At 69.0% G+C, this 23,411-nt stretch carries 23 protein-coding genes, 1 tRNA gene and 1 pseudogene; 11 read left to right on the forward strand and 14 right to left on the reverse strand.

Annotated elements, in window-relative coordinates; genetic code table 11:
• The first annotated feature begins 5 nt into the window (after positions 1-5).
• A complete protein-coding gene (locus MDN94_RS00925) occupies positions 6-185 on the forward strand; it encodes a hypothetical protein (RefSeq protein ID WP_482724108.1) in 180 nt (59 codons plus the stop codon).
• A 2,045-nt stretch (positions 186-2,230) separates the two neighbouring features.
• Here the strand turns inward: MDN94_RS00925 and MDN94_RS00930 are convergent.
• The 3 genes from MDN94_RS00930 to MDN94_RS00940 form a co-directional block, all read right to left on the reverse strand.
• Complete coding sequence (locus MDN94_RS00930) at positions 2,231-2,428, reverse strand: hypothetical protein (RefSeq protein ID WP_482724109.1); 198 nt, start codon at positions 2,426-2,428, stop codon at positions 2,231-2,233.
• Between the two features lie 356 nt (positions 2,429-2,784).
• Positions 2,785-3,024, reverse strand: a complete 240-nt coding sequence (locus MDN94_RS00935) for a hypothetical protein (RefSeq protein ID WP_482724110.1) — start codon at positions 3,022-3,024, stop codon at positions 2,785-2,787.
• A 480-nt stretch (positions 3,025-3,504) separates the two neighbouring features.
• Entirely contained in the window at positions 3,505-3,774 is a 270-nt protein-coding gene (locus MDN94_RS00940; protein ID WP_482724111.1) for a DUF7660 family protein, read from the reverse strand.
• Between the two features lie 642 nt (positions 3,775-4,416).
• Between MDN94_RS00940 and MDN94_RS00945 the strand changes: the two genes are divergently transcribed.
• The 4 genes and pseudogenes from MDN94_RS00945 (at position 4,417) to MDN94_RS00960 (ending at position 7,274) form a co-directional block, all read left to right on the forward strand.
• Positions 4,417-4,827, forward strand: a complete 411-nt coding sequence (locus MDN94_RS00945) for a VOC family protein (RefSeq protein ID WP_482724112.1) — start codon at positions 4,417-4,419, stop codon at positions 4,825-4,827.
• 193 nt (positions 4,828-5,020) lie between these two features.
• A pseudogene (locus MDN94_RS00950) lies at positions 5,021-5,932 on the forward strand (replication initiator); the annotation flags it as partial.
• Entirely contained in the window at positions 5,929-6,138 is a 210-nt protein-coding gene (locus tag MDN94_RS00955) for an excisionase family DNA-binding protein (RefSeq protein WP_482724113.1), read from the forward strand. The pseudogene MDN94_RS00950 and the gene MDN94_RS00955, both read left to right, overlap by 4 nt.
• Entirely contained in the window at positions 6,138-7,274 is a 1,137-nt protein-coding gene (locus MDN94_RS00960) for a tyrosine-type recombinase/integrase (RefSeq protein ID WP_482724114.1), read from the forward strand. Before MDN94_RS00955 ends, MDN94_RS00960 begins: the two co-directional genes overlap by 1 nt.
• Positions 7,275-7,377: 103 nt before the next feature.
• Here the strand turns inward: MDN94_RS00960 and MDN94_RS00965 are convergent.
• Positions 7,378-7,449, reverse strand: a tRNA-Val gene (locus tag MDN94_RS00965).
• 239 nt (positions 7,450-7,688) lie between these two features.
• Here MDN94_RS00965 and MDN94_RS00970 point away from each other — a divergent pair.
• The 4 genes from MDN94_RS00970 to MDN94_RS00985 all read left to right on the forward strand — a co-directional run bounded on the left by MDN94_RS00970 (position 7,689) and on the right by MDN94_RS00985 (position 11,158).
• A complete protein-coding gene (locus MDN94_RS00970; protein WP_482724115.1) occupies positions 7,689-8,477 on the forward strand; it encodes a DUF4097 family beta strand repeat-containing protein in 789 nt (262 codons plus the stop codon).
• A gap of 83 nt (positions 8,478-8,560) precedes the next feature.
• Positions 8,561-9,961 (forward strand): hypothetical protein, encoded by a 1,401-nt coding sequence (locus MDN94_RS00975; protein WP_482724116.1) that lies wholly within the window; start codon positions 8,561-8,563, stop codon positions 9,959-9,961.
• Positions 9,962-10,272: 311 nt separating this feature from the next.
• Positions 10,273-10,938 (forward strand): DUF4383 domain-containing protein, encoded by a 666-nt coding sequence (locus MDN94_RS00980; protein ID WP_482724117.1) that lies wholly within the window; start codon positions 10,273-10,275, stop codon positions 10,936-10,938.
• 10 nt (positions 10,939-10,948) lie between these two features.
• Complete coding sequence (locus tag MDN94_RS00985; protein WP_482724118.1) at positions 10,949-11,158, forward strand: FmdB family zinc ribbon protein; 210 nt, start codon at positions 10,949-10,951, stop codon at positions 11,156-11,158.
• A gap of 149 nt (positions 11,159-11,307) precedes the next feature.
• On the opposite strand, the gene MDN94_RS00990 is transcribed toward MDN94_RS00985, so the two are convergent.
• A complete protein-coding gene (locus MDN94_RS00990; RefSeq protein WP_482724119.1) occupies positions 11,308-11,931 on the reverse strand; it encodes a LuxR C-terminal-related transcriptional regulator in 624 nt (207 codons plus the stop codon).
• Between the two features lie 99 nt (positions 11,932-12,030).
• Between MDN94_RS00990 and MDN94_RS00995 the strand changes: the two genes are divergently transcribed.
• Positions 12,031-12,666 (forward strand): DedA family protein, encoded by a 636-nt coding sequence (locus tag MDN94_RS00995; protein ID WP_482724120.1) that lies wholly within the window; start codon positions 12,031-12,033, stop codon positions 12,664-12,666.
• A 105-nt stretch (positions 12,667-12,771) separates the two neighbouring features.
• On the opposite strand, the gene MDN94_RS01000 is transcribed toward MDN94_RS00995, so the two are convergent.
• The 3 genes from MDN94_RS01000 to MDN94_RS01010 are packed head-to-tail and all read right to left on the reverse strand — an operon-like array spanning position 12,772 to position 17,389.
• Positions 12,772-13,653 (reverse strand): HAD family hydrolase, encoded by an 882-nt coding sequence (locus MDN94_RS01000; RefSeq protein WP_482724121.1) that lies wholly within the window; start codon positions 13,651-13,653, stop codon positions 12,772-12,774.
• Complete coding sequence (locus MDN94_RS01005; RefSeq protein ID WP_482724122.1) at positions 13,650-16,208, reverse strand: phosphoribosyltransferase; 2,559 nt, start codon at positions 16,206-16,208, stop codon at positions 13,650-13,652. The genes MDN94_RS01000 and MDN94_RS01005 overlap by 4 nt, the downstream gene beginning before the upstream one ends.
• A gap of 17 nt (positions 16,209-16,225) precedes the next feature.
• Positions 16,226-17,389 carry an HpcH/HpaI aldolase/citrate lyase family protein gene (locus MDN94_RS01010; RefSeq protein WP_482724123.1) on the reverse strand — a complete coding sequence of 388 codons (1,164 nt, stop codon included), beginning with the start codon at positions 17,387-17,389 and terminating at the stop codon, positions 16,226-16,228.
• A gap of 212 nt (positions 17,390-17,601) precedes the next feature.
• Here MDN94_RS01010 and MDN94_RS01015 point away from each other — a divergent pair, with 212 nt between their 5' ends.
• Positions 17,602-18,375 carry a TerD family protein gene (locus tag MDN94_RS01015; RefSeq protein WP_482724124.1) on the forward strand — a complete coding sequence of 258 codons (774 nt, stop codon included), beginning with the start codon at positions 17,602-17,604 and terminating at the stop codon, positions 18,373-18,375.
• A 425-nt stretch (positions 18,376-18,800) separates the two neighbouring features.
• On the opposite strand, the gene MDN94_RS01020 is transcribed toward MDN94_RS01015, so the two are convergent.
• From MDN94_RS01020 to MDN94_RS01045, 6 genes are all read right to left on the reverse strand, one after another.
• On the reverse strand, positions 18,801-19,544 hold the full coding sequence (locus tag MDN94_RS01020) for a TerD family protein (RefSeq protein ID WP_482724125.1): 744 nt from the start codon (positions 19,542-19,544) through the stop codon (positions 18,801-18,803).
• Between the two features lie 109 nt (positions 19,545-19,653).
• Complete coding sequence (locus MDN94_RS01025; protein ID WP_482724126.1) at positions 19,654-20,799, reverse strand: DUF475 domain-containing protein; 1,146 nt, start codon at positions 20,797-20,799, stop codon at positions 19,654-19,656.
• Positions 20,800-20,870: 71 nt separating this feature from the next.
• Entirely contained in the window at positions 20,871-21,446 is a 576-nt protein-coding gene (locus tag MDN94_RS01030) for a TerD family protein (RefSeq protein ID WP_005318154.1), read from the reverse strand.
• Between the two features lie 108 nt (positions 21,447-21,554).
• Entirely contained in the window at positions 21,555-22,130 is a 576-nt protein-coding gene (locus MDN94_RS01035) for a TerD family protein (protein ID WP_482724127.1), read from the reverse strand.
• A gap of 169 nt (positions 22,131-22,299) precedes the next feature.
• On the reverse strand, positions 22,300-22,758 hold the full coding sequence (locus tag MDN94_RS01040; protein WP_482724128.1) for a peroxiredoxin: 459 nt from the start codon (positions 22,756-22,758) through the stop codon (positions 22,300-22,302).
• A gap of 111 nt (positions 22,759-22,869) precedes the next feature.
• The gene (locus MDN94_RS01045) at positions 22,870-23,310 is read right to left on the reverse strand and encodes a DUF3052 domain-containing protein (protein ID WP_037774769.1); all 441 of its coding nucleotides are present in this window, start codon (positions 23,308-23,310) and stop codon (positions 22,870-22,872) included.
• Positions 23,311-23,411: the final 101 nt, after the last annotated feature.

The following is a 23,411-nucleotide window of genomic DNA, read 5'->3' on the forward strand; positions in this document are numbered from 1 at the left end:
GCACAATGAGCAGCTCGCAGGACAACCAGTCGGCGAAGCGCCAGGAAGCCCGGGATGCGCTCCTCGATGCGATCACCGCAGAGGTAAAGGCGATCGACCCCCAGGAACACCCGAGCAACCGCATAGCACTGTTGAAGAACCTGGCCGAGGCGTACGCCCTCGTCTACCACGGCAGCAGCGAGTAACCGACGCTGGTCAGACGCTCCGTCGCCCACCCGGACGACGGAGCGTTTTGCGACTGCTCGGGTGGTCTTCGCAATGACATGCGCCAGGTCGCGATCATTCGATCATGTGGCGTGAAAGATGGCTCTGTTCGTGGATACGGACAATCCGACACGCCTGCAATCAAGCGCGCTTTGCCGCGTCTGCGCGTTTGCGGCGTGACCACCCGAAGTCTCGTGAGGAAGGTGCTCTGGTGAGCCGTAAAACGATCCGAAGTTCCCGCGTGAAGTCCGCCACGATGGTTTCAGCAGGCACGCTTGCTGTGGCGCTCAACGTGGTTACGAGCACGCAGGCCATCGCCGACGCGATCCACAGGTCTGGCACCGAACACAGCGTGGGGCTGCCAGGCCCGAACGGTGCCACGAGTACTGACCGCGACAAGGACAAGGGCAGGGGCCCCCGCGGTCCCCAGGGCCCCCAGGGAGTCCCCGGGGCTCCGGGCGTCCAGGGTCCCCAGGGCTCCCAAGGTGCAGCGGGCCCGCAGGGTGACACCGGGGCCCAAGGCGCGCAGGGCTTCCAGGGCAGCACCGGTGCACAGGGACCGGTCGGCGTTTCCGGGTACGACGTGAATACAGCGGAAACCACGTGCAATCCCGGAGCCACTTGCGTCACTCTGGTGGAGTGTGATCCGGGGAAGGTGGTAACCGGAGGAGGCGTTGTCTGGGAGCCCTTCGTTTTTGGCGTCACCGTCAGCCAGTCCGGGGCATCCGCAGACCGCACTGGGTGGCAAGCCGGTGTCCAGAACGCATCCGTCGTTCCCGTCACATACGAGGCCCAGGCGATTTGCGTGAACGCCAGCTGATCGACGGCGCGTACGTCCGCGCGAGGTTCCTTATAGGCCGTCCGTGAGCTTTCATGCGGAGAAGGATCGGTCAGGCCGCGTCCCATTGGTGGGCGCGGCCGCCGCGCCACTCCGCCCACGTGGTGTCGTCGAGACCGTCGTCACCGACGACGCGCCCAACGATGCCCCGACCGAACCGCGCCACCCGCCGAGCCTTCCAGCGAAGGACCCACCGCGGGAGCTAATAGCCCGCCTGCTTGCCCCAGAGCCATTGGGCCACCCGCTTTCGGGCAACCGCTCACGTTCGGACTGCTCTGAGAGGCAACGTCGCTAGACGGTTATCAGGCTCAAGCCGACTTGCCGCTTGGCAGATTAGCGTCGCTATCCGGGAGTATCGATGCACTCTTACCTTGCCGTGGATGCCAGCACTACTGCTGACGTCGCTACAGCGGTGGCCACATTCCTGGCCGTTGGTGTCGCACTCTTCGGCGGGGACATTATTGCGTGGTTTAAGGGACCCAGCCTCATGATGCCGACATCCGGAAATTTCGCCAGCGTGGTTTCGGAACCGCGAATTCCGGGGAACGCGAATGCCCAAGAGTTCACGAGCTGACTCCGCGTTAAGGTTACAAATAGCGGTAAAGGGAGAACAACAGAAGAAGTCGTTGTGATCTTGACATCGGTTGATGCCCCTCAAAGCGTCACACGCCGACCCCCATGCGTGAACTCAAGTGGGCTGACGTACCGACGGACACACTCAACATTCTTCCAGAAGTAAGCCGCTTCGTAGATATTGCCCATGTCGTCCGGCGGCAAGTACCAGCTCAACTACCGCAGGTCACGAGAGGCACGTCTCAGACGCGTGTAGGGAGACACGCCTGCCCCTCTCACTGCCAGCACTTTACGTGGTCTGGTCACGTAATCCATCCCTCAGGGGTGACGACTGAGTCAACTTCCCGTGGGGATGTGGACTCTTAGCGGACTCTGGCCACGAGAAGACCCCCAGACGATCACGTCTGAGGGGCCAAATACCGGCTCTCACCTGGCATTTATCCTCGGTGGGCGCGGACGGTTTCGAACCGCCGACATCTGCTTTGTAAGTTCGCCCCGATGTCTGTTGCCGCTGGCCCTTCCAGCGCTCCCTGCTCTGGGGGAAGACTTGCAGGACTACTGCGGTCCGCGGCCGTTGATGTCAGCTGTAGATGTCAGTCCGTTCGTCCAGGTCCGTCACGGTCGCCGGTAGGCAGACGCCTCTACCCCTGGCTCCGGATCCCTCCGGATCGACACGTAAGCGGGGTACTCCGGATCGCCCACTTCCACAAGGGCGCAGAGGTCGAGGTCATGCCTCGCGAACCGGTGCAGGTACTGGAGGAAGAGCTCGAGCTCCTCCGCCGACAGCGGCTCGTCATGTCTCTCGTTGCGCATTCGCTTACGGTACGCGTCACTGCCGGCGGGCACAGCGAAGGCTGCTGTAAGCCTGGCGCGGGTGGTGGACCAGTCTCGGCTGGTCGACAGGCTTGGGAAGCCGCCGAGCCCAGCGACGCGCTTCCCGCCACTACGCACCCGAGTTGACCGCGGCTGACCGCTCGATCTGGCACGGATCTGGCACGTCTGCCATACGGAACCGACGCCACGCCGGTCCCAGCAGACGGATCTTCTGAGTGCTTCATGCACCCGCCATGCGCCCATGCCATCTTGCGTGCACCGCAGTCAGGACGCACGGTTCACGTGTTACTGCTCGGCGTGTTCGGCGCTCATCAGGGAGGGCGGTACTCGTGGGCTCAGCAAGTGAGTGGGCATCTCCTGATCTCCATGACCAGGACCACGCCGCCAACGAAAATGGCTGCGATACCTACGTTGGCGGACTCGAAGCGTTGACCGAACAGCTTGAGCAGGGTGTCACCCGTTGCGCCGGACGATACGAAGTAGACAGCTGCGGCCGTGATCCCGAGTACCACAGCGACGCATGCGACGATCACAACAAGATAGATACTGCGGGATGCCTCGACGAGCCTAGCCATGAGCCCCCCTTGCTGATGCTGTCGAGAGTCTGACCCAGCGGTCGGCTGCGGTCGCGATGGTTGCTGTACTTTCCTGCTGTACGGCGGCCGCACGCTCGGGGGGATCATGGCAGCGCTGGGGTTCTTCTTCATCATCCTGCCGTGCCTCGCCATCATCAGCTTCGCCTGCTTTGCCGCATGTCGAGCCCAGAGACACAAGGCGTTCAAGGCATTGGCCTATGCATGCCTGTTGCTCGGCCTCATATGCGGTCTCACTCCCGTGGGCGTTGTCATCTGGGCCTCTTCCCTGTAGGCGCCGTACGCCGAAGCTCTGGCCGTCAAGTTCCTGGTACACAGCGAAGGCACCAGTTTGGAAGATCGCGTATGTAGGTGGGCACTGACCTGGCGGGACGTTGACCTGTGCCTTCTCGGCGTGCTCGCCGACGTTTCCCGTTGTTCCCCGTCGCTTGCCCCCTCATCGGGCACGTCGGGGGCACGTGATCACTCATAGTGTCGTGCGGCGCTGAGAGCACGGGCGAAGAACGTCCAGTCGCCCTCGGCAGGTAGAGCCTGCCCGTGGTTGGCATACCAGCCCGGCGCGGACGAGACCCAGGCTTCCAGAGCCTCTAGGAAGGCGTCTAGCGTCCGGTTCTCCCACTCGGCGCCACTCTCGTCGTACCTCTCGTCGTACTCGGCTCGTAGGCGCGTCAGGAAGGCGCACAGAGCCTCGCGATCGGTGATGCGATCGTTGGGTGCCAGAGGATTGGACACGGAGAAGCCCCCGCCTAGTCGGTGATCCGCTAGTAGGTCGCCGTCTTGCCGGTCGCCTCGCCGAGTTGCTGAGCCATCTCCGCGACGATCGCATCCGCCGCATCAAGGGCTGGTGCGCCGTCCACGTCCACGTACCAGGTGCCCGCCAGCTCCCAGGATGCCGATACCGTGGCGTCGCCCGTGCGGAAGGAGTGATCGCCATCACCCTGGATGGCGTGACACTCGAACGACCGGGTTGCAGGATGGATAGGAAGTCATCGCGCGGCAAGACAGGCCAGGCGTCACCACTGGCGGTGCTGATCGTGTATTCGGCCACAGCGAGATTGACTCAGGCGGCTGAGGCTGGCGTGCCTCAATAGGCGAGCCAGGCCAGCGGGCACCGTCCATGGGTTCGGACGATGCCCGCGCTGGACACAGACTTTGCGGTCGTACGTCATCCTTATCAGGTCGATCACGTGGGGTCATGGACGTCGGCCAACTCGCTCTGGGCCTCGATGGATCGTCCGTCGGTGTTCGACGCTGACCGCTGCCGTTCGCCCCTGTTGATGTCGGCCGTTGATGTCAGCGATGAGGGGCGCCCTTGACAAACCCAACACAGGGCCTGTCTCGAAGTCGGGTGTGAGCTTGTGCCAAGATCGCGGGATGCTGCGACTCACCGATTTCATCATCGACTGCCCGGACACGATGAGTCTGGCGGCTTTCTACTCCCAGGTGACGGGCCGTCCGATCAAGGAAGGCAGCTCCGAGAACTGGGCTGGCATCCAGTTCGGCGAGATCGAGCTGGCATTCATCCGGGTGGACGACTACCGCGCTCCGCAGTGGCCCGACAGCGAGCACCCCAAGCAGTTCCACCTCGACTTCGAAGTGGACGAGATCGAGTCCGAGCAGCGCCGCGTCCTCGACCTCGGCGCGACGCTAAGGCAGGAATTCATCGGCCCCAACGGCTACGGCTGGCAGGTCTACACCGACCCGATCGGCCACCCCTTCTGCTTGTGCCGCAACAAGGGCGTCATCTGGACCGACCAGGGCCCGATCTGGCCCAAGCGCGACTAATTAGCCGCCCACTTCCTCACCCACCACTCTCCCCAGCTCCCATCCCGTCCGCCGTCGACCCACACACCGTGGAGCGGGCGTGGTTCATGGCGTCCAGGTGGAGCGCGCCACTGTACGAACGACCTGGACGCCATGGACCGCGTCTGCTCGGCTTTGCCTGGGTCGACGGTGGACGGGATGGGAGCTCCCCGGGCACGCCACTAGGGGCCCGCAGTCGGGAACGGCGCCCCCTCCATCCCGGTGCCGGCCGATCCCCCGCCGGAAGCATTGCCATGCCGGGCAGCTCTGGCAGCGCTTCACCACCCGGCTCCGCCGAGAGATCGCCGCCCGAGCCGGACTCACCCAACGCGAACTGAAAGACGTACTACGGGTCTCCTACGGCAAGGTGGCCGAGTTCCAGAAGCGCGGCGCGATCCATTTCCACGCTGTGATCCGCCTCGACGGACCGGACGGCCCCGACACCGCTCCGCCGTCCTGGGCCAGTGTGCAGCTGCTCGAGGACTCCATCCGCGCGGCGGTCGCCCACTCCTACACCTCGATCACGGTCCCGGCCGCGGGGGACCAGCCCTGCCGGCCTTTCCGCTGGGGCACCCAGCTCGACATCCGCCCGGTCAAGGCGTTCGGTGACGGCTCCGACATCACCGAACAGGCGGTCGCCTCCTACGTGGCCAAGTACGCCACCAAGGCAGCCGAGTCGACCGGCAGCCTCGACCGACGCATCGGGAACCGGGAAGTCCTCGACCTCCTGGACGTGCCCGACCACCCCCGCCGCCTCATCGAGGCATGCCTCGACCTCGCCCCCCTCTACCCCGACCGCAAGCTCGGCGCCTGGGCTCACCTGCTCGGCTTCCGCGGCCACTTCTCCACCAAATCCCGCCGCTACTCCACCACCCTCGGCGCGCTGCGCCAGGTCCGCGCCGACTACCACGCCGCCCAGGACCAAGACGTTCTCGGCGACCCGGACACCGTCCTGGTCCTCGCCTCCTGGGAGTACGCCGGACACGGCCACACCCCCGGTGAGTCCGCCCTCGCCGCCTCGATCGCCCGCGACATCCAACTCAACCGCGAAACCGCCCGCGAAGCCCTGGAAGGGAGCATGCTGTGAATGACCGTCTTATGACCGTGGCCCAAGCTGCCGAAGTCCTGGGTACGACTGAGCGGTTTCCTCGGCGGCTCATCGCAGAACGCCGCATCGTCTTCGTCAAGGTGGGACGGCATGTCCGCATCCCTGAAAGCGCGTTGGTCGAGTCCATCTCGAGCAACACGGTCCAGCCAATTGTCACTCGTGCCCGGTTCGGGGCGGTGGCCTGATGGCGAACACCAAGGGGAAACGGCGCCGTTTCGGTGCGGTGCGCAAGCTGCCGTCGGGCCGGTTCCAGGCTCGGTATCAGGGGCCGGATGGTCTGATGCGGTCAGCGCCCGAGACTTTCCCGTCGCAGACCGATGCCGACCGGTGGCTCGTCCCCAAGGAAGCGGAGATCCTCGACGGCCGATGGAAGAACCCGGACGACAAGGTTCTGTTCGGGGTGTACGCCGACGCTTGGTTCAAGGAGCGCAACTACGCGGCGACCACCCGCGAACGCAACGGCAGTGCGCTGCGCCTCCACATCCTGCCGACCTTCGCGGACGTAGTCCTGAGTGAGATCACGACACCTCAGATCCGCCGCTGGCGTGCCGGCCTTCTGGAGTCCGGTGTCGGGGAGCCGACGGTCGCCAAGGCGTATCAGATCCTCCGAGCCATCATGAACACCGCGGTGGACGACGAGGTGATCCAGCGCAACCCCTGCCGCATCAAGGGCGCCGGGGCAGCCAAGACAGCCGAGCGTCCCTTCCTCGAGGTCTCCGAGGTCTTCCAGCTCGCCGACGCCGTGCCCTCCCGGTTCCGAGTGTTCATCCTGCTGGCGGCCTTCACCGGTCTCCGCTTCGGGGAGCTGGCCGCGCTCCAGCGTCATGACATCGACCTCGAACGGCGAACCGTCGCCGTGCGGCGTGCGCTGGCGGAGACCCGCACGGACGGCATCTTGCTCAAGACACCCAAGAGCGCGGCCGGTGTGCGCACCGTCGCCTTCCCGGCCTCGATGACGGCGGACCTGGCCGCTCATCTCGACGCGTACGCCGAGCCGGGCCGCACCGGGCTGGTCTTCACCGGGGCACGGGGCGGCCAGCTTCGCCGGAACAACTTCCGCCGCCTGTGGCTGCGGGCCCTGGAGACGACCGGCCTCGGAGACGTGCACTTCCACGATCTGCGCCACACCGGGAACACCCTCGCCGCGACCGGCGGCGCGACGACCCGCGAGCTGATGCAGCGGATGGGCCACTCCTCTGTGCGGGCCGCGCTGATCTATCAGCACCTGGTAAACGGCCGTGATCATGCCATCGCCGCGCACGTCGACGCGCAGATCAGGAAGGTCCGGCCGGCCGAGCCCGGCGAAGCATCTGGCACGTAACTGGCACGGCGCCCCTCCCCCGCTTCCGGGGGCAGGGAACGAACAAGGCCCAGGCTCCCGGTTCGGTACCGGTGACCTGGGCCTTCGTCGTGCTTCACGCGAGTGGGCGCGGACGGTTTCGAACCGCCGACATCTGCTTTGTAAGAGCAGCGCTCTACCCCTGAGCTACGCACCCGTGGATGAGGCCACAGCCTACATGGCGCATGCCCTGCAGCTCCAAACCGCCGTCGGGCCCCGATCGCCCCAGGTCGGCTCGCCCCCACGCCGCCGGCCGAGGGTACGGGGGACAGCCCCACCAGGGAGACGGTGGGCGGCCGGATCGATCGCGGCCCCGTCGCGCTCGTAGGGTGAAGGAACGTTACGCGGAGCTATCCGCGCAGCTGAACGCGCAGCTACCTGGGGGGCAAGATCGCCATGACAATCGGACTCCGTCGTCATCATCGCCGCGTCGTCCGCGGCGGCACCGTCGCCTCCGGGGGCGCGCTGCTCGCGGTCGTGCTCTCCGGGTGCGGGGGTGCGGACGCCAGTGAGGCGCCCGTCGAGGAGAAGTCGTTCGCGCTCACCGGGACGGCACTGACCATCGCTTCCGACAACACCGACATCGAGCTCGTACCGGCCGACGTCGACGAGGTGGAGGTGACCCGTCAGGTCGACGGGTGGGTGTTCCTCGGGAACGGGCCCGACGCCACCTGGAAGATGGTGGACGGGACACTCACTCTCACGGTGAAGTGCGACGCCATCGCCAGCGACTGCGTGGCCCGCCACACCGTGAAGGTGCCGCGCGGCACCTCCGTGACCGTGGACGACGACAACGGGAGCGTGACGGCGAGCGGGTTCGACACGGCGTTGAAGCTCCGTTCGGACAACGGGAGCGTGAAGGTCACCGACTCCAGCGGTGCGCTCGAGCTGGACAGTGAGAACGGCAGCGTCGTCGCGGAGCGGGTGACCGGGAAGAGCGTTGTGGCCCGGTCGGACAACGGGTCCGTGCGGCTCGAGCTGGCCGGGGTGCCCGACCGGGTAGAGACCCACAGCGACAACGGGCGGGTCGAGATCAGGCTGCCGGGCGCCGGCGCACCGTACGCGGTGGACGCCAAGAGCGACAACGGGGACGTCGACGTGGCCGTGCCGACCGACGACGGCAGCACCCACATCGTCAAGGCCCGCAGCGACAACGGCGAAGTCGTGGTGCGCAGCGCGAACTGACGGGCCCGTGTGTTCGTCCTTACCTGGTGGGAGAATTAAGCGGACCGGGACCGGGCAGGGCGGACACAGCACGGGAGAGGGATGTGACGGCGAGAGACGCACGGCCGCACGACAAGGCACGAGCGACCGCCGTCAGGGGTGTGCGGGGTGAGGTCCGGGGCGTTCTGGCGCTGGTGCTCGTCCCGCTTCCGCTGCTCGCCGCCGTCGCGGCCGTGCTGCCCGTCGCCTTCGCGGGGAGCGGGGGGACCCGGCGCTGGTTCGGCGGCCGGGGAGAGAGCCAGCGCGCGGACGCGCAGGCCGCCAAGGACGCCGCGGCAGCGGCGTTCTACGAGCTGGACACGGCGCAGCGGGATCTGCGGATCTCCATCGAGACGATCACGGCGGTGGACAGTTCGCCGGAGGCGCGCCGCGCCGTGGAGGGGTTCGCCGCGCTCGGGCGGCGCATCGACGAGGTGAGCCACGCGTACATCACGGCCGTGGACGCGCACGATCTGGACCGGGACGACCTGGAAGTGTCCGTGGCCGCGCAGGCGCGTACGCAGCTGACCCGCGCCAAGGACGAGCTGGTGCGGGTCAAGGGGGATCTCGACCGGTTCGAGCAGGGCCTCGGGCCCTTGCTCGACAAGGCGGAGACGCAGCTTGCCCGGCTGGCTCCCGCAGTCGAGCGGGCGCGACAGGCGCTCCTTTCTGCGAGCAATGCTCTCGATGCGGTACGCGGCTCCGGATTGAGGGCGGATGATCTCGCGGCGCGCCTCGCCCGCCTGGCCCCTGAGCTGACGAAGCTCAACGAAGGCGCCGGGCGGCACGGCGTCCCCGAGACACTGCAGCGCGCCGACCGTGTGCTGCGCGACGCCGAGGCCGTACGGACCGAGGCGGAGCGGCTTCCCGAGCGCGCGGCCGAGATCGACAAACGTCTGGTGTCGCTGCGCACCCGAGCCCAGGCGCTCACCACCCGCTCCGCCCAGGTCGAGCCCGTGCTCAGTGAACTGCGCCGCCGGTTCACCGTGGCCTGCTGGCAGGACCTCCAGCCCGTGCCCGAGCAGGCGGCCGCCGCCGTGCGCCAGGCCGAGGAGAAACTGAGGGAGGCCGGCAAGGCGCGAGAGGAGCAGCGCTGGCCGGATGCCACGGCCCTGCTCGGCACCGTACGGGCGCTTTTGAATTCGACGGACGAGGCCGTCTCGGCGGCCGGTGACCGGCTCCGGCGTCTCAACGCCGTGGCCAAGGACCCGCAGGAGGAGATCGAGCGGACCCGTTTCGCGATCCGTGACGCCCAGCGCCTCGCGATGACGGGCCGCAGCACCCCCGACCCGCGCCACGCACGCCCGCTGGACGATTCCGTCGCCCGGCTGGAGCGCGCCGTCGCCGGGCTCGAGGGCAGACACCCCGACTACTGGCACTTCCTGACCGAGACGGGAGCGGTACGGCGCACCGTGGCGCGCGTGGTCGACCAGATCCGGGAGGAGCGCGGCGCCGGAGCCGCGTGACCGGCCGCGACCGCGGGAGGGGTCGGGGAAGGAGACAGGCCGCGGGAGCGAGAGACGAGCGGCGGGAGGGCGGTCGGCCTGCGGGTGCACAGTGGCGCTCGTCAGCCCTGCCGGCGCCCGCCCACCCCGCGCCGCATGCCTGCCTCCGCGATACCCGCCCGGGTGCGGCAACGCCGGCACCGCAAACCGCCCCGCACGGTAACCCCCGCGCGGCGCCGCCCGCCCGCCGATCCGCACAGCTTGTCCCTGTTCATCCCGAAGCGGATCCTGGTGGAGTCGGTGTCCGGGTACGTACCAAGGAGGAGGCCGGGATGGCCGCACACGTACTGCGCTCGAGGAGCGTGGGCCGGGGCAGGCGCCGCATCGCACTGGACGAGCATCTGCCTGTCGATCATCGCCTCAGCCGCTTCTACCGGGTGGGGGCGGGTCTGATGGGCCTGGTCCTGGTCGCGTTCGGGATCCTCGGGCTCATCGACCGGATCGGCTTCTTCGACACACGCGGCGACACCGTAGCCGGCCTGAACACCAACGGCGCGCTGAGCGTCCTGTCGATCGCCGTCGGGCTGCTGCTCTTCGTCGGCATGGTGATCGGCGGCAACTTCGCCTCGACGGTGAACATGGTCCTCGGCATCCTGTTCATCCTCAGCGGCTTCGTGAACCTCGCCCTGCTCGACCGGAGTTTCAACCCCCTCGCGTTCCGCATCCAGAACGTGCTGTTCAGCTTCGTGGTCGGCATTCTGCTGATGTTCTTCGGCATGTACGGGCGGGTCAGCGGGAGGTTGCCGCACGACAATCCGTACTGGCGGGCCCGCCACCCGGACCAGGCCGAGCGTGAGCAGCGCGCGAGCCGCCGCCGGGCGGAGCTCGCGGCCATGCAGCCCTTGGCGCCCCGGCCGCCCGCCGCCGGCACCGCACCGGACGACCGCCCGACGATCGGTCGCCGCCTGTTCTCCCGTAGGCCGCTCGCACGCCGCTAGCCTTACGGGCATGCCTCGTTATGAATTCCGCTGCCGGACCTGCGGCGACACGTTCGAAGTGAACCGCCCCATGGTCGAGTCCTCCGCCCCCGCCGACTGCCCCGAGGGCCACGACGACACCGTGAAGCTGCTCTCCGCGGTCGCCGTAGGCGGCACGAAGTCCGCCGCACCCGCACCGAGCGGCGGCGGTGGCTGTTGCGGAGGCGGCTGCTGCGGCTGACCCGGCCGAGCGCCGCCGCCCCGACGCGACCCGCGCCCCCGCCCGACCAGCGACGGCAGGGCGACAACGACGACGCCCCGACGGCAGCGCAGTCACGCCCGCCCCTGCGTCACGCCCCACGCGGGCCATGACCCGGTGGCGGGGGCGTCTCACGACCCGAGGTAGCGCAGTACCGCCAGCACCCGCCGGAAGTAGCCGGTCGTCCCCGTCAGTTCCAGTTTCTCGAAGATCGCGTTGATGTGTTTCTCGACCGCGCTCTGCGAGACGTGGAGGCGGCCGGCGATGGCGGCGTTGGTGTGGCCCTCCGCCATCTCGGCCAGGACGTCCCGTTCCCGTGCGGTCAGCCGTGACAGGGGGTCGCTGCGGGTGCTGCGCGCCAGGAGTTGCCGTACGACCTCCGGGTCGAACGCCGCCTGTCCCCGGCCGACCCTGTCCAGCGCGTCGAGGAACTCGTCGACCTGGACGACGCGATCCTTCAGCAGATAGCCCACTCCCCCGTCGTCGGCGGTGAGGAGTTCGGTCGCGTACCGCTTCTCGACGTACTGGGACAGCACCAGCACCCCGACCTGCGGTCTGCTCCGCCGGATCTCCAAGGCGGCGCGCAGCCCTTCGTCGGTGTGGGTGGGTGGCATGCGTACGTCGGCGATCACGACGTCCGGCGGTGACGCGTGAACTGCCACCAGCAGCGCGGTGGCGTCACCGACGGCGGCCAGCACCTCGTGGCCCTCGCGTACCGGGTGCCCTGCACCGCCAGTGCCTTCATGATCCGTCACGCTAACCGGTGGGGCGGCCGGGCACACTGCGGAAAACCGCAGGAAGGTGTGCGGTCGCCTTCAGCGTCTCTTCAGCTTCGCCTGCCTAGCGTTCGGGGCATGAGCAGCGGCATCGAAAGCAGCGCACCGGGCTGGATCAACAGCCTCATGGAAACCCTCGGCGCACCGGGGGCGGGGATCGCCATCGCCCTGGAGAACCTGTTCCCTCCACTGCCCAGCGAGGTGATCCTGCCGCTGGCGGGTTTCGCCGCGAGCAGCGGGCAGATGGGGCTCGTCGCCGTACTGCTGACGACGACGGCCGGGTCCGTGACCGGCGCTCTGGCGCTGTACGGGATCGGGGCGCTGCTGGGGCGGGACCGTACGGTGGCTGTCGCGGCCCGGCTGCCGCTGCTGAAGGTCGCGGACATCGAGCGTACGGAGGCGTGGTTCGCCCGGCACGGGGCGAAGGCGGTGTTCCTCGGGCGGATGGTCCCGATCTTCCGCTCTCTCATCTCCGTGCCGGCCGGGGTGGAGCGGATGTCGCTGCCGCTGTTCCTGACGCTCACGGCGCTCGGCAGCGCGATCTGGAACACGGTCTTCGTCCTCGCCGGTCACACGCTCGGCGAGAGGTGGGAGGACGTGACCGGTTACGTCTCCGTCTACTCGAAGGCGGTGCTCGCTGCCGCCCTGGTGGCCGTCCTGCTGTTCGCGGCCGTGCGGCTGCTTCGACCAGGCGCGGGATCACGCCGGGGCTGAGCCGCCCGCCCCGCGGGCGCGGGACCACGACGGCGTCCATCCGACACCGCCGACCGGGGAGCGGGTCGCGCCCCGGCCGATCCGACGCCCCCGCCCCGCGGGGGATCACGCCGGCGCGGAGCCCACGCCTCCCACCGGAGGCGGGATGACGACCGAGTCGATGCCCTGCCGTTCGCGGCGGAACCGGCGTGCCTCCTGCCGCAGCAGCCGCAGGATCTCCTCGCCCGCCGCGACGCCCATCTGCGGCAGCGCGACGACGTGTTCTGCCCCCCAGCCGGCCTCGGCGAGTTCACCGTGCCCGGGCCGCCAGGCCAGGTCGGCGGCGAGCAGCAGGTCGGCATCGAGGAGGGAGTCACCCGCGGCGAGCGTCAGCCCGGCCCCGGTTCGGCGGGCGACCTCGCGCACGGCGGCGCTCTTGGTGAGCGGCTTGGGGACGGCGTAGATCTTGCGGCCCTGGAGGGAGACGGTCCAGCCGCGGGCCTCCGCCCACACGCCGAGTTCCCTGACCCACTCGTCCGGCAGCAGTTGCCGCTCGACGACGAGATACGCGAACAGGTCCTCCGCGACGCGTTCCTTGCGCAGCCAGGCCGGGTCGGCGGTCCTGTTCAGATGGGCCCGGATCTCGTCGAGGGGCGCGCACTCCGCGGCGAGCCGGGCGGCGACCGCCTCGCGCCAGTCGCGGTCGCTGATGCCGTCGACCAGCAGATGCCCGCCGTTGGCGCAGATCGCGTACTTGGGCGGCAGGCCGGGCAGGCTGATGCGCTGGTACTGCTTGCGGGTGCGGGTCGTCGTCGGGACGAAGACGGTGTCCTGCGCGAGCTTGGTGAGCAGCCCCGCCGCCCGCTCCGTCATGTACGACAGGGGCTTGTGCTCGTGCACCTCGACGCAGAGCAGCCGGGGTGCGACCGCGTCGGGCATGCCGAGGCCGAGCGCCGCGTTGGAGTAGATGAGGGTGCGGTCGAGGTCGCTGGCGACGAGGACGGTCACTTCGCCACCGCCCTGCCGTCGGCGCCCGTGGCGCCGCGGGTGTATTTGGGGTGGATCAACCCGACGCAGCTGTAGGGAAGTTCGTCGACCTCCTCGACCGGTACGCCGCGCTGCTCCGCCAGCAGCCGTACGTGGTCGAGGTCGGCGCCGGCGCCGCGGCTCGCGATGATCTTCCAGGGGACGCGGCGCAGCAGGACGCGGGTGGTCTCACCGACGCCCGGCTTGACGAGGTTGACGTCGTGGATGCCGTACTCCTCGCTGATCCGCTCCACGGCTCCCCAGCCCTCCCAGGTGGGGGTGCGGTCCGCGGAAAGGAGTTCCTTCACGTCGGCGTCGACGGCGGACATGACCTCGTCGAAGCGGGCGGCGACGGTGTCGAGGAAGTGGCCGGAGACGTCGGAACCGGCCAGTTCGCGGTAGAACTTCGCACCGTGGAAGTCGTCGGGACCGACCAGGTCGGCCCGCAGGACCGTGCGCGATATCAGGCCGGAGACCGTGGAGTTCAGGCAGGCGGAGGGGATGAGGAAGTCCTCGCGGGTGCCGTAGGTGCGCACGCAGCCGCCGGGGTCGGCCAGGACCGCGATCTCGGGGTCGAAGCCGGGGAAGTCCCGCAGGGCCTCGGCCAGTTCACGGGTGATCGCTCCCTTGCCGGTCCAGCCGTCGACGAAGACGACGTCGGCAGGGTCGTGGTGCTCGGCGAGCCAGCGCAGAGCGTTGGCGTCTATGCCGCGGCCGCGCACGATGGACACGGCGTAGTGCGGCACGTCCAGGCCGTGCCGATGCTGGGCCCAGCGGCGCATCAGCACGCCGACGGGTGTGCCGGCGCGGGCCAGCGAGACGAGCACGGGGCGCGGCGTCCGCTCTGCGAGGACGGTGTCGGTGACGGTTCCGACGGCGCGGGCGATGCGTGCGGCGGAGGCGGTGAGCGCTGTCTCGAACAGTCGCTGGTACTGCTCGTCGGGCTGGTACTCGACGGGCAGCGACTCGGCGTAGTGCGCGCCGCCGCTCTGGATGGCTTCCTCGCGCTCCTCCGTGGGTGCCTCGAGCTCCACCTCCGAGAGATCCTGGAGCAGCCAGCCGACCTCCTCCGGCGCGTAGGAGGAGAAGGCGGGTCCGCGGAGCGGCTGGGGCAGCATGGAGGGCCTTTCAGGTCCTTCGGGCGCGTGATGGTCCGGTACGTGGCCGGGGACTCCCGGTACGTAGCTGGGGACGACGGCGAGCACGACGTGCCCGGTGTGGGCGGCGAGCTGGGCCAGCAGGCCGTCGGGGGCGTGCAGCCGGTCGGTGTCGGCCGTCGAGTCGACGACGGCGACCACGGCGTCGAAGCCGGCACCGGCCACGTTGTACGCGTAGCGCTCGCCGGGGCCGTCGGCGGGGTCGTCGTGGGCGGGGAAGACGAGCCGTGTGCGTATCGCGTAGCCGGGGTCGTCGACGGCGAGGACGGGCGAGCGGGTGGTGGTGGAGTAGTACACCTCGGTACGGGCCGCCTGCGCCGAAGCGGTCCGCGCCACGGTCTCCGGGGCCGTCCCGGCACGGCCGTTCTGCTGGAGGGCCACGGCCAGCCGCAGCGGCGCGTACATGAGCTCCTCGTTGCCGAGGACCAGGACCCGGCGGGTTCCGCCCGTGTCCCGGGCGGCAGGCACGGTGCCGAGGGCGTCCGCTATCCGGGCCGCCATGCCTGGCAGGGCGGCCTCCAGCGCGGTGCGGTGCTCGGGCGTGAAGCCGTGCCGGCCGCCGTCGGGGACGCCGGCGGGCCACTCGAGCTCGACCCGCGTGTGCCGGGCCGCGTCGGCGCCCGCCGCCTGGGGCGTGGCAGGGGCGTCCGCCGGTGCCCGTTCGTGCGCCGCGACCAGGGCCTGGCCCTTCTCCAGGACGCCGTCCGGAAGGCGGACCGTGCCGGAGGCCATGGCCACCAGGTCGACGCGGGCGCCGATCTCCTCGGCGAAGGCGTCCAGCCGGCCCAGGTCGGACGCGGAACGCATGTCGACCAGGGCCACGACCACGTACCGCTCACGCGGGTAGCGGGCGTGCAGGTCGCGGATGGTGTTGAGGACGGTGTTGCCCGTGGAGAACTCGTCGTCGACGAGGACCAGCGGGCCCGGCCGGCCCAGCAACCCCGGGTCCTCGGGCAGCAGCAGGTGGGAGGTGGCGTGCGAGTGGGACTCCTCGAAGCCGCCCGCGGTCGCCACGCCCTCGACGGGGCGGCGTGTGGAGTGCAGATAGGGCGCGAGGCCGATGCCGTCCGCGACGGCGTGGCCAAGCCCGGTCGCGGTCTCCGCGTATCCGAGGACGACCGCGCGCCGACACTCGTCCGTGCCGAGCAGGTCGCGGACCCGCACGCCGAGGTCGTGGCCCGCGCGCCAGACCACCAGCGGCTGCTGGGGCACATGCTTGCCCAGCACGTTCGACACGAGCAGGTGCGCCCGCTTCGGGTTGCGGCGCAGGGCGAGGCCCAGCAGCTCCTGGAGTCCCTCGTCGCCGACGAGGGAGACTCCCAGCCGCTCCGCGACCCAGCTTCCCGACCACACCACGTTCTCTTCGCCCCTCGTCGTCATCACTCCCTTCGGCGTCATCAGTCGGTGAGCCCGGCCGCGAGCAGTTCCACGAAGCCGATGTCCTCCTTGGCGACACCGAAGACCTCGGCGCGCAGGCGGGTCCGCTCGGCCCAGGCGCGGTGCGGCTTCACCTCGTTCATCTTGTTCGTGTACGCCGAGCGCAGCACCCCGCCGCCGCCGCGCTCCGGGCGCAGGATGTCCTGCGCGTCGCTGAACTCCTCGTGGCTGACCACGGACAGCGCGTGCACGGGCAGGACGTGGGAGGGATGGATGCAGGTCTTGCCCATCAGGCCGTTGGCCCGGTCCAGCTCGATCTCGCGGAGCAGCCCGTCGAGGTCGTGCTCGATGAGCGCGTTGCGCAGCTCCTCCGCCCGCCCTTCGAGGAAGGGGCTGCGGCGCAGCTGCGGCTTGAACATGCGCTCCTGGGACCTGAAGTACTCCCAGACCGGCCCGGTGATGGTGAAGCCCGTGCCGTCGGAGCGGCCGAGCACGTTGACCACGTCGGCGATCACGGACGTCACGATCCGCACGTCGTAGGCGGTCATGTCCGGCGAGCGGCGCAGCCCGTACGCGGAGCAGAAGTCGGTGACGCCGAGCCGCAGGGCGAGCACCCGGTCGCGGTACTTGTCGACGGTGCGCGCGATGCCGGTGAGCGCCTCGGTCCTGGTCTCCAGGTGCAGCAGCTCGGGCGATTCCAGGACGGGCATCGCGAAGAGCCGCCGACCGCCGGCGGTCTCGGCGGTGACGAGGGCCTCGAGGAACGGGGCGCCGCGTTCGTCGGTGAACTTCGGCAGCACGAATCCGGACAGCAGCCGTCCAGACGGCCCCAGGCGTCTTACGAGGTCCGGGATCTGGTCGGGGGTGCGCACCCGGATGAACAGCAGCGGCACTTCGACGCCCCGCGCGTCGAGGTCGGCGAACTGTCGGACGAGGTTCGCCTCGCCGTCGACGACGTCGGCGTCGCCGATGGAATCCTCCAGGCACAGCACCATGGAGACGACCCCGCGCGCGGCCTGCTTGAGCACGTCGTCGGCCAGCTTCGGCCGCGTGGCCGGGCTGTAGAGAGTCGCGCCCAACGCTGCCGCCAGCGTCCGGGTCGGCGAGTCCCGGTCGAAGTCGCACGGCTCCTGGTGGAACAGCCGCGCCCTCTCCGCGGGCGGGATGTGCCCGAAATGACGCATAAGAGATCCCCCGTACTGCCGCTTCGGGCCTGACAACATGTGGCCGGTAATAGTACGTAAGCACAGGTGTCCAGAGTTCCCCAAGTGCATGAACTCCGGGTAACTCGTCCGCTTCTCGCCCCTGCCGGGCACGTGGCCACGGCGGGTGCGGCGCGTGCGGGAACTGGGCCCCGCGTTGTCCCGGGGCCCCTCGGCCAGGCAGGATGACCGGTATGACGCACGCGATGCTGAAGGGCTCGAACGTCCCTCTTGATGCCACGGCCGTACGGGCCGTGCTGCGCTGGACGCCGGGAACGGCAGTCCCCGACGTCGACGCTTCGGCCCTGCTGCTCGGCGGTGACGGCCGCGTGCGCTCCGACGAGGACTTCGTCTTCTACAACCAGCCACGGCATCCGTCCGGGCTGGTGCGGCGGCTGCCGAAGAAGCACGTCGGCGACCACCTGACCGACACGGTCGAGGCCGACCTGGCCGCGCTGGACCCGTCGGTGGACCAAGTGGTGATCGCGGCGTCGTCGGACGGCGGCACCTTCGAGCACGTACGTGACCTGCGGATACTTCTCCACGACGCCGCCGCGCCGACCGGCGGGGAGCCGCTGGCCGTCTTCGACGTGAAGCCGGAGACCGGCGAGGAGACGGCGATCATCTGCGGTGAGCTGTACCGGCGCGGCGACGGCTGGAAGTTCCGCGCGGTGGCGCAGGGCTACCCGACGGGGCTGGTGGGGCTCGCGACGGCGTTCGGGATCTCAGTGGAGGAGGGGGAGGCCCCGGAGACGCCTGTGGCACCTGCTGAGCCTTCTACGCCTGCTGCCCAGGCCGAGCCGTCGTACGGCTGTCCGCCGTCGGACGCGACGCAGCCCGCGCCCGCGTACGTGCCGGCGCCGCCGCAGCCCGCATACGGCTATCCGCAGCCGGCCGCGGCGGCGGCGTACGCCCCCGACCCGAGCTTCCGGCTGCCGCCGATGGGGCCGCAGTTCCAGCGCCCGTAGCCCCGTTGGCGGGGCCGCCGCAGTTCCCACGCGCGTAGCCCGGGTCCGCCCCGAGCCCTCGCGGCCGGGCCCGGTTGCGGGGCTCCGCCCCGGACCCCGCGCCTCGATCGCCGCCGAGGCCGAAAAGTGCCGTCGTCCCAGGGACGCACCCCTCCGAGGGCCGGCCGAGTTGCCCAACCCCCACGCAAAACCGGGCTCGCCTGCCGAGGGCGAGGCCCGCCCGGCGAGGGCAGGTCCATTGCGGACAGCAAGCCCGCCCGGCGAGGGCAGGTCCTGCGCGGACAGCGAGCCCGCCCGGCCGACCGACCCCGCACCGCGGCCCGGTTGCGGGGCTCCGCGCCGGACCCCGCGCCTCGATCGCCGCCGAGGCCGAGAATGACTTTCGCGAGGCCCACAGAGCGAGAGTCAGCCCCGCCCGGTGAGGGCTACGCGCGGGACTGGGACTTGTAGCCGCGGCCCCATTGGAGGCCCCAGCCGTACAGGCGGTCCAGTTCCGCCTGGAAGCCGTAGACGAACTTCACCTCGCGGCGCACGGTCAGGTCGCCCTTCGTGTTCTCCACGGAGAACACCGCGCAGGAACGCGCCTGCGGGGCGCGCTCGTCGAGTTCTATCTCGACGCGCGGGCCGTTGCTCGGATACAGCGTGACGTGGGCGTGTGTGCGGTCGAAGGCCGGGGTCTGGTCGTAGATGTAGACGAAGAACAGCAGCCGCTTGATCGATTCCCTGTGGTCGAGATTGACGAAGATCGTCTCTCCCGAGGGCGCCCCGAACCGGTCGTCGCCGCTGAGCTTCACGAACGGCGGGCCGTTCAGGTCGCCGAAGAAGCTGCCGAGCGGCTGGACCACGCCCTTGCTGCCGTCGGCCAGTTCGTACAGGCAGCCCAGGTCCAGGTCGACGTTGACCACACCTTGGGTGTGCGCCTGGACGACGTCCGGCTGGAAGAGCTTCAGGGGGTTGCGCAGCAATCTGCCGCTCTGCCGGGAGCGGCCCTCGATGTCGGAGGAACGCATCCGCCAGGAGAGGTTGACGCGCAGGTTGCCGCTCGCCGCGCCCTGCTTGCTGAGCGATACGGACGGATTCCGCCTGGTCAGCTCGATGGAGTTGGAGGCGGCGCTGCCCGAGTCGAACTGCGCAGCCCTGCCCCGCCACAGGTTGTCCCAGATGGCCATGCCCCACCCCTAGTCGTCACTGGTCGTCCGGTGTTCCGCGGATAACGCGACGGGGCGGCCGGGAGCACCCGGCCGCCCCGCAAGGAAGCGTTCCTCACTGGTGTGGGCGTCACACCCCGGAGGAGACCTCAGCCTTCTCCTCCGGACCGCCGGTCTTTCCCTCGGCGTTCTCCAGCGCCTTGTTCCGGCGCAGCGAGGACCAGAAGGAGGCCGCGATCAGCACCACGCCGATGAGGCCGGTGATGATCTCGCTGATCTCGTGCTGGATGGTGATGAGCAGGATGACCGCCAGCGCGCCGATCGCGTAGTGGGCGCCGTGCTCCAGGTAGACGTAGTCGTCGAGGGTGCCCTGGCGGACCAGGTAGACCGTGAGGGACCGGACGTACATCGCGCCGATACCGAGGCCGAGCGCCATCCAGAAGATGTGGTTGGTGATGGCGAACGCGCCGATCACGCCGTCGAAGGAGAACGACGCGTCGAGGACCTCGAGGTACAGGAAGAGGAAGAACGCCGCCTTGCCTGCGAGGCCGACCGCGGAGACCTGCTTGCCCTCCCGCTTGGCCTTCTCCTCCTCCTCGTGCTCGCGTTCCTCCTCTTCCTCGAGCTTGTCCTCGAAGTAGCCGGAGAGACCGCCGACGACGAGGTACGTGATCAGACCGGCGACGCCGGAGAGGAGCACGGTGGCCGACTTGTCGGCGTGACCGGTGCTGGTGTGCGCATTGGTGGCGAAGGTGATGGCGGTGACCAGCAGGACGATCAGCGCGATGCAGACCGACAGCATGTCGACCTTGCCGAGCTTGGCCAGCGGCCGCTCGAGCCAGGCCAGCCACTTGTGCTCGCGCTCCTCGAAGATGAAGTCGAGGAAGATCATCAGCAGGAACATGCCACCGAACGCGGCGATCGCCGGGTGTGCGTCGGTGACCAGGTCCTCGTACCGTTCGGGCTCGTCCATGGCCAGCTGGACCGCTTCGATCGGCCCGACCTTGGCACTGATGGCGACGATCACGACGGGGAAGACCAGCCGCATGCCGAAGACCGCGATCAGAATGCCGATCGTCAGGAAGATCTTCTGCCAGAAGGCGTTCATCTTCTTGAGGATTCCGGCGTTGACAACCGCGTTGTCGAACGACAGCGAGATCTCGAGGATCGACAGGATCAGTACGATCCCGAACGCCTCCCAGCCCCACTGCCAGGCGGCGAATGCGAGGCCGAGCGCCGTGACGGCGAACGACCAGCCGAAGGTTTTCAGAACCACTGGCTACCCAATCGTGTAATTGTCCCCCGGGTGAAGCCTGGGGGAGGTTCTCCCCCGCGCCGCACGCGGCTTTACGAAACGTTGACCCCGAAGTCTAGAGCGATGCCCCGCAGCCCCGACGCGTACCCCTGGCCCACGGCCCGGAACTTCCACTCGCCGCCGTAACGGTAGAGCTCACCGAAGATCATCGCGGTCTCGGTGGAGGCGTCCTCACTGAGGTCGTAGCGGGCCAGCTCCTGCCCGTCGGCCTGGTTGACGACCCGGATGAAGGCATTGCTGACCTGGCCGAAGGTCTGGCCGCGGTTGTCGGCGTCATGGATGGAGACCGGGAAGATGATCTTGTCCACGTTGGCCGGCACCTTGGCGAGGTCCACCAGGAGGGACTCGTCGTCGCCGTCTCCCTCACCGGTGAGGTTGTCACCGGTGTGCTCGACGGAGCCGTCCGGGCTCTTGAGCTGGTTGTAGAAGACGAACCACTCGTCGCCGAGGACCCGTCCGCTCTGGCAGAGCAGCGCGCTGGCGTCGAGGTCGAAGGGTGCGCCGGTGGTGGAGCGCGCGTCCCAGCCGAGCCCTACGAGCACCTGGGTGAGATTGGGTGCGGCCTTGGAGAGGGAGACATTGCCTCCCTTGGCGAGCGTGACGCCCATGTTGGTGAGTCCTCCCCTGGATGGCTTTGCTGCGGGGCCTGTTCGGCCCCAGGCGCGTCCGGCGCCGCACTGTGTGCGGCGCCGGACGTGGAGACTGCTGTGCCTGACTCAGACGTTCACACCGAAGTCCTGCGCGATGCCGCGCAGACCCGAGGCGTAACCCTGGCCGATGGCACGGAACTTCCACTCGGGACCGTTGCGGTACAGCTCGCCGAAGACCATCGCGGTCTCGGTCGAGGCGTCCTCGCTCAGGTCGTAGCGCGCGAGCTCGTTGTTGTCGGCCTGGTTGACGACGCGGATGAACGCGTTGCGCACCTGGCCGAAGGACTGCTGGCGGCTCTCGGCCTCGTAGATCGAGACCGGGAAGACGATCTTGTCGACGTCGGCGGGGACCGAGGCCAGGTTGACCTTGATCTGCTCGTCGTCGCCCTCGCCCTCACCGGTGAGGTTGTCACCGGTGTGCTCGACGGAGCCGTCGGAGCTCTTGAGGTTGTTGAAGAAGACGAAGTTGCCGTCGTTGGTGACCTTGCCCTCGGCGTTGGTCAGCAGGGCGCTGGCGTCGAGGTCGAAGTCGGTGCCGGTGGTGGTCCGGACATCCCAGCCCAGGCCCACGGTGACCGCGGTCAGGTTCGGCGCGGCCTTGGTCAGCGAGACGTTGCCGCCCTTGCTGAGGCTGACTCCCACGAGTCCCTCCATTGTTGTTTCAGGGGCAGCGCCCCCGTCGTGCATGGCTATCGGATCAACGAAAGGATCCTAGTGACCGGTTCCCGCGCAAAACAGGCTTTCGCGCACCGGTTCGCGCGAACGTGCCCGGACGGGACCGGGACGACGCACGTGCGGCGAACGCCGCGGCTCAGAGGGCGCCCAGCGCCGTGACGTAGTCGTTCAGGTCGCGGGCGTCCGGCAGGCCGTTGACGACCGTCCAGCGCACCACGCCCTCCTTGTCGATGATGAAGGTGCCGCGCACCGCGCAGCCCTTCTCCTCGTCGAAGACGCCGTAGGCGCGGGAGACCTCGCCGTGCGGCCAGAAGTCGGAGAGCAGCGGGTACTCGAGGCCCTCCTGCTCGCCGAAGACGCGCAGGGTGTGGATGGAGTCGCTGGAGACGGCCAGCAGCTGGGTGTCCTCGTTGACGAACTTCGGCAGCTCGTCGCGCAGGGCGCACAGCTCGCCGGTGCACACGCCGGTGAAGGCGAAGGGATAGAAGAGCAGTACGACGTTCTTCTCGCCCCGGAAGTCCGAGAGCGCGACGGTGCGGCCGTGGTTGTCCTTGAGCTCGAACTCCGGTGCCTTGTCGCCGACCTCGATCGCCATGGAGAACGCTTCCCTTCTGTGTGCCCGTCCGGTAGGGGGCCAGCCTACGCAGAAGGCCCCCACCGGCGGTGCCGGTGGGGGCCTGTTGTCTGTCCTTCGCCGCTCGGCGGCTCAGCGCTTCCCCGACTTCGCCCCCTTGGGGGTGACCAGCCGGCTGCCACTCCAGTCCTTACCGGCGTTGATGCTCTTCGTCTGGGAGAGACCCGCCGTCTGTGCGGCCTCGTTGATGTCGCTGGGCTCGACATAGCCGTCACGGCCGGTCTTGGGGGTCATCAGCCAGACGACCCCGCCCTCGTCGATCAGACCGATGGCGTCCACCAGTGCGTCGGTGAGGTCCCCGTCCTCGTCGCGGAACCACAGCACGACGACGTCAGCGACGTCGTCGTAGTCCTCGTCGACGAGTTCCTGGCCGGTAGCGGCCTCGATGCCCTCACGGAGCTCCTGCTCGACGTCGTCGTCGTAGCCGATCTCCTGGACCACTTGTCCGGGCTCGAACCCCAGCCTTGCTGCCGGGTTGGTCCGCTCCTCCGCGTGGTCCGCGGTCGCGCTCACGGCTTGCCTCCTGATCGTTTTCGACAAATGCTTCGGCCACGCGCGTACGCGCAGCATTGGCCGTAGTCCACACGGGCGGGGCGGATCGCGCAAGTACCCGG

The sequence above is a fragment of the Streptomyces sp. WAC00040 genome (assembly GCF_056835925.1).

Excerpts from the sequence above, each read along its gene's own strand:
- MDN94_RS00980 (WP_482724117.1), top strand. The coding sequence starts at position 10,273 with ATGGCCGCACACGTACTGCGCTCGAGGAGCGTGGGCCGGGGCAGGCGC.
- MDN94_RS01015 (WP_482724124.1), top strand. The coding sequence starts at position 17,602 with ATGACGCACGCGATGCTGAAGGGCTCGAACGTCCCTCTTGATGCCACG.
- MDN94_RS00960 (WP_482724114.1), top strand. The coding sequence starts at position 6,138 with ATGGCGAACACCAAGGGGAAACGGCGCCGTTTCGGTGCGGTGCGCAAG.
- MDN94_RS00945 (WP_482724112.1), top strand. The coding sequence starts at position 4,417 with ATGCTGCGACTCACCGATTTCATCATCGACTGCCCGGACACGATGAGT.
- MDN94_RS01010 (WP_482724123.1), bottom strand. The coding sequence starts at position 17,389 with ATGCGTCATTTCGGGCACATCCCGCCCGCGGAGAGGGCGCGGCTGTTC.
- MDN94_RS00925 (WP_482724108.1), top strand. The coding sequence starts at position 6 with ATGAGCAGCTCGCAGGACAACCAGTCGGCGAAGCGCCAGGAAGCCCGG.
- MDN94_RS00985 (WP_482724118.1), top strand. The coding sequence starts at position 10,949 with ATGCCTCGTTATGAATTCCGCTGCCGGACCTGCGGCGACACGTTCGAA.
- MDN94_RS00935 (WP_482724110.1), bottom strand. The coding sequence starts at position 3,024 with ATGGCTAGGCTCGTCGAGGCATCCCGCAGTATCTATCTTGTTGTGATC.
- MDN94_RS00970 (WP_482724115.1), top strand. The coding sequence starts at position 7,689 with ATGACAATCGGACTCCGTCGTCATCATCGCCGCGTCGTCCGCGGCGGC.
- MDN94_RS01030 (WP_005318154.1), bottom strand. The coding sequence starts at position 21,446 with ATGGGCGTCACGCTCGCCAAGGGAGGCAATGTCTCCCTCTCCAAGGCC.
- MDN94_RS01020 (WP_482724125.1), bottom strand. The coding sequence starts at position 19,544 with ATGGCCATCTGGGACAACCTGTGGCGGGGCAGGGCTGCGCAGTTCGAC.
- MDN94_RS00995 (WP_482724120.1), top strand. The coding sequence starts at position 12,031 with ATGAGCAGCGGCATCGAAAGCAGCGCACCGGGCTGGATCAACAGCCTC.
- MDN94_RS00930 (WP_482724109.1), bottom strand. The coding sequence starts at position 2,428 with ATGCGCAACGAGAGACATGACGAGCCGCTGTCGGCGGAGGAGCTCGAG.
- MDN94_RS01005 (WP_482724122.1), bottom strand. The coding sequence starts at position 16,208 with ATGACGACGAGGGGCGAAGAGAACGTGGTGTGGTCGGGAAGCTGGGTC.
- MDN94_RS01040 (WP_482724128.1), bottom strand. The coding sequence starts at position 22,758 with ATGGCGATCGAGGTCGGCGACAAGGCACCGGAGTTCGAGCTCAAGGAC.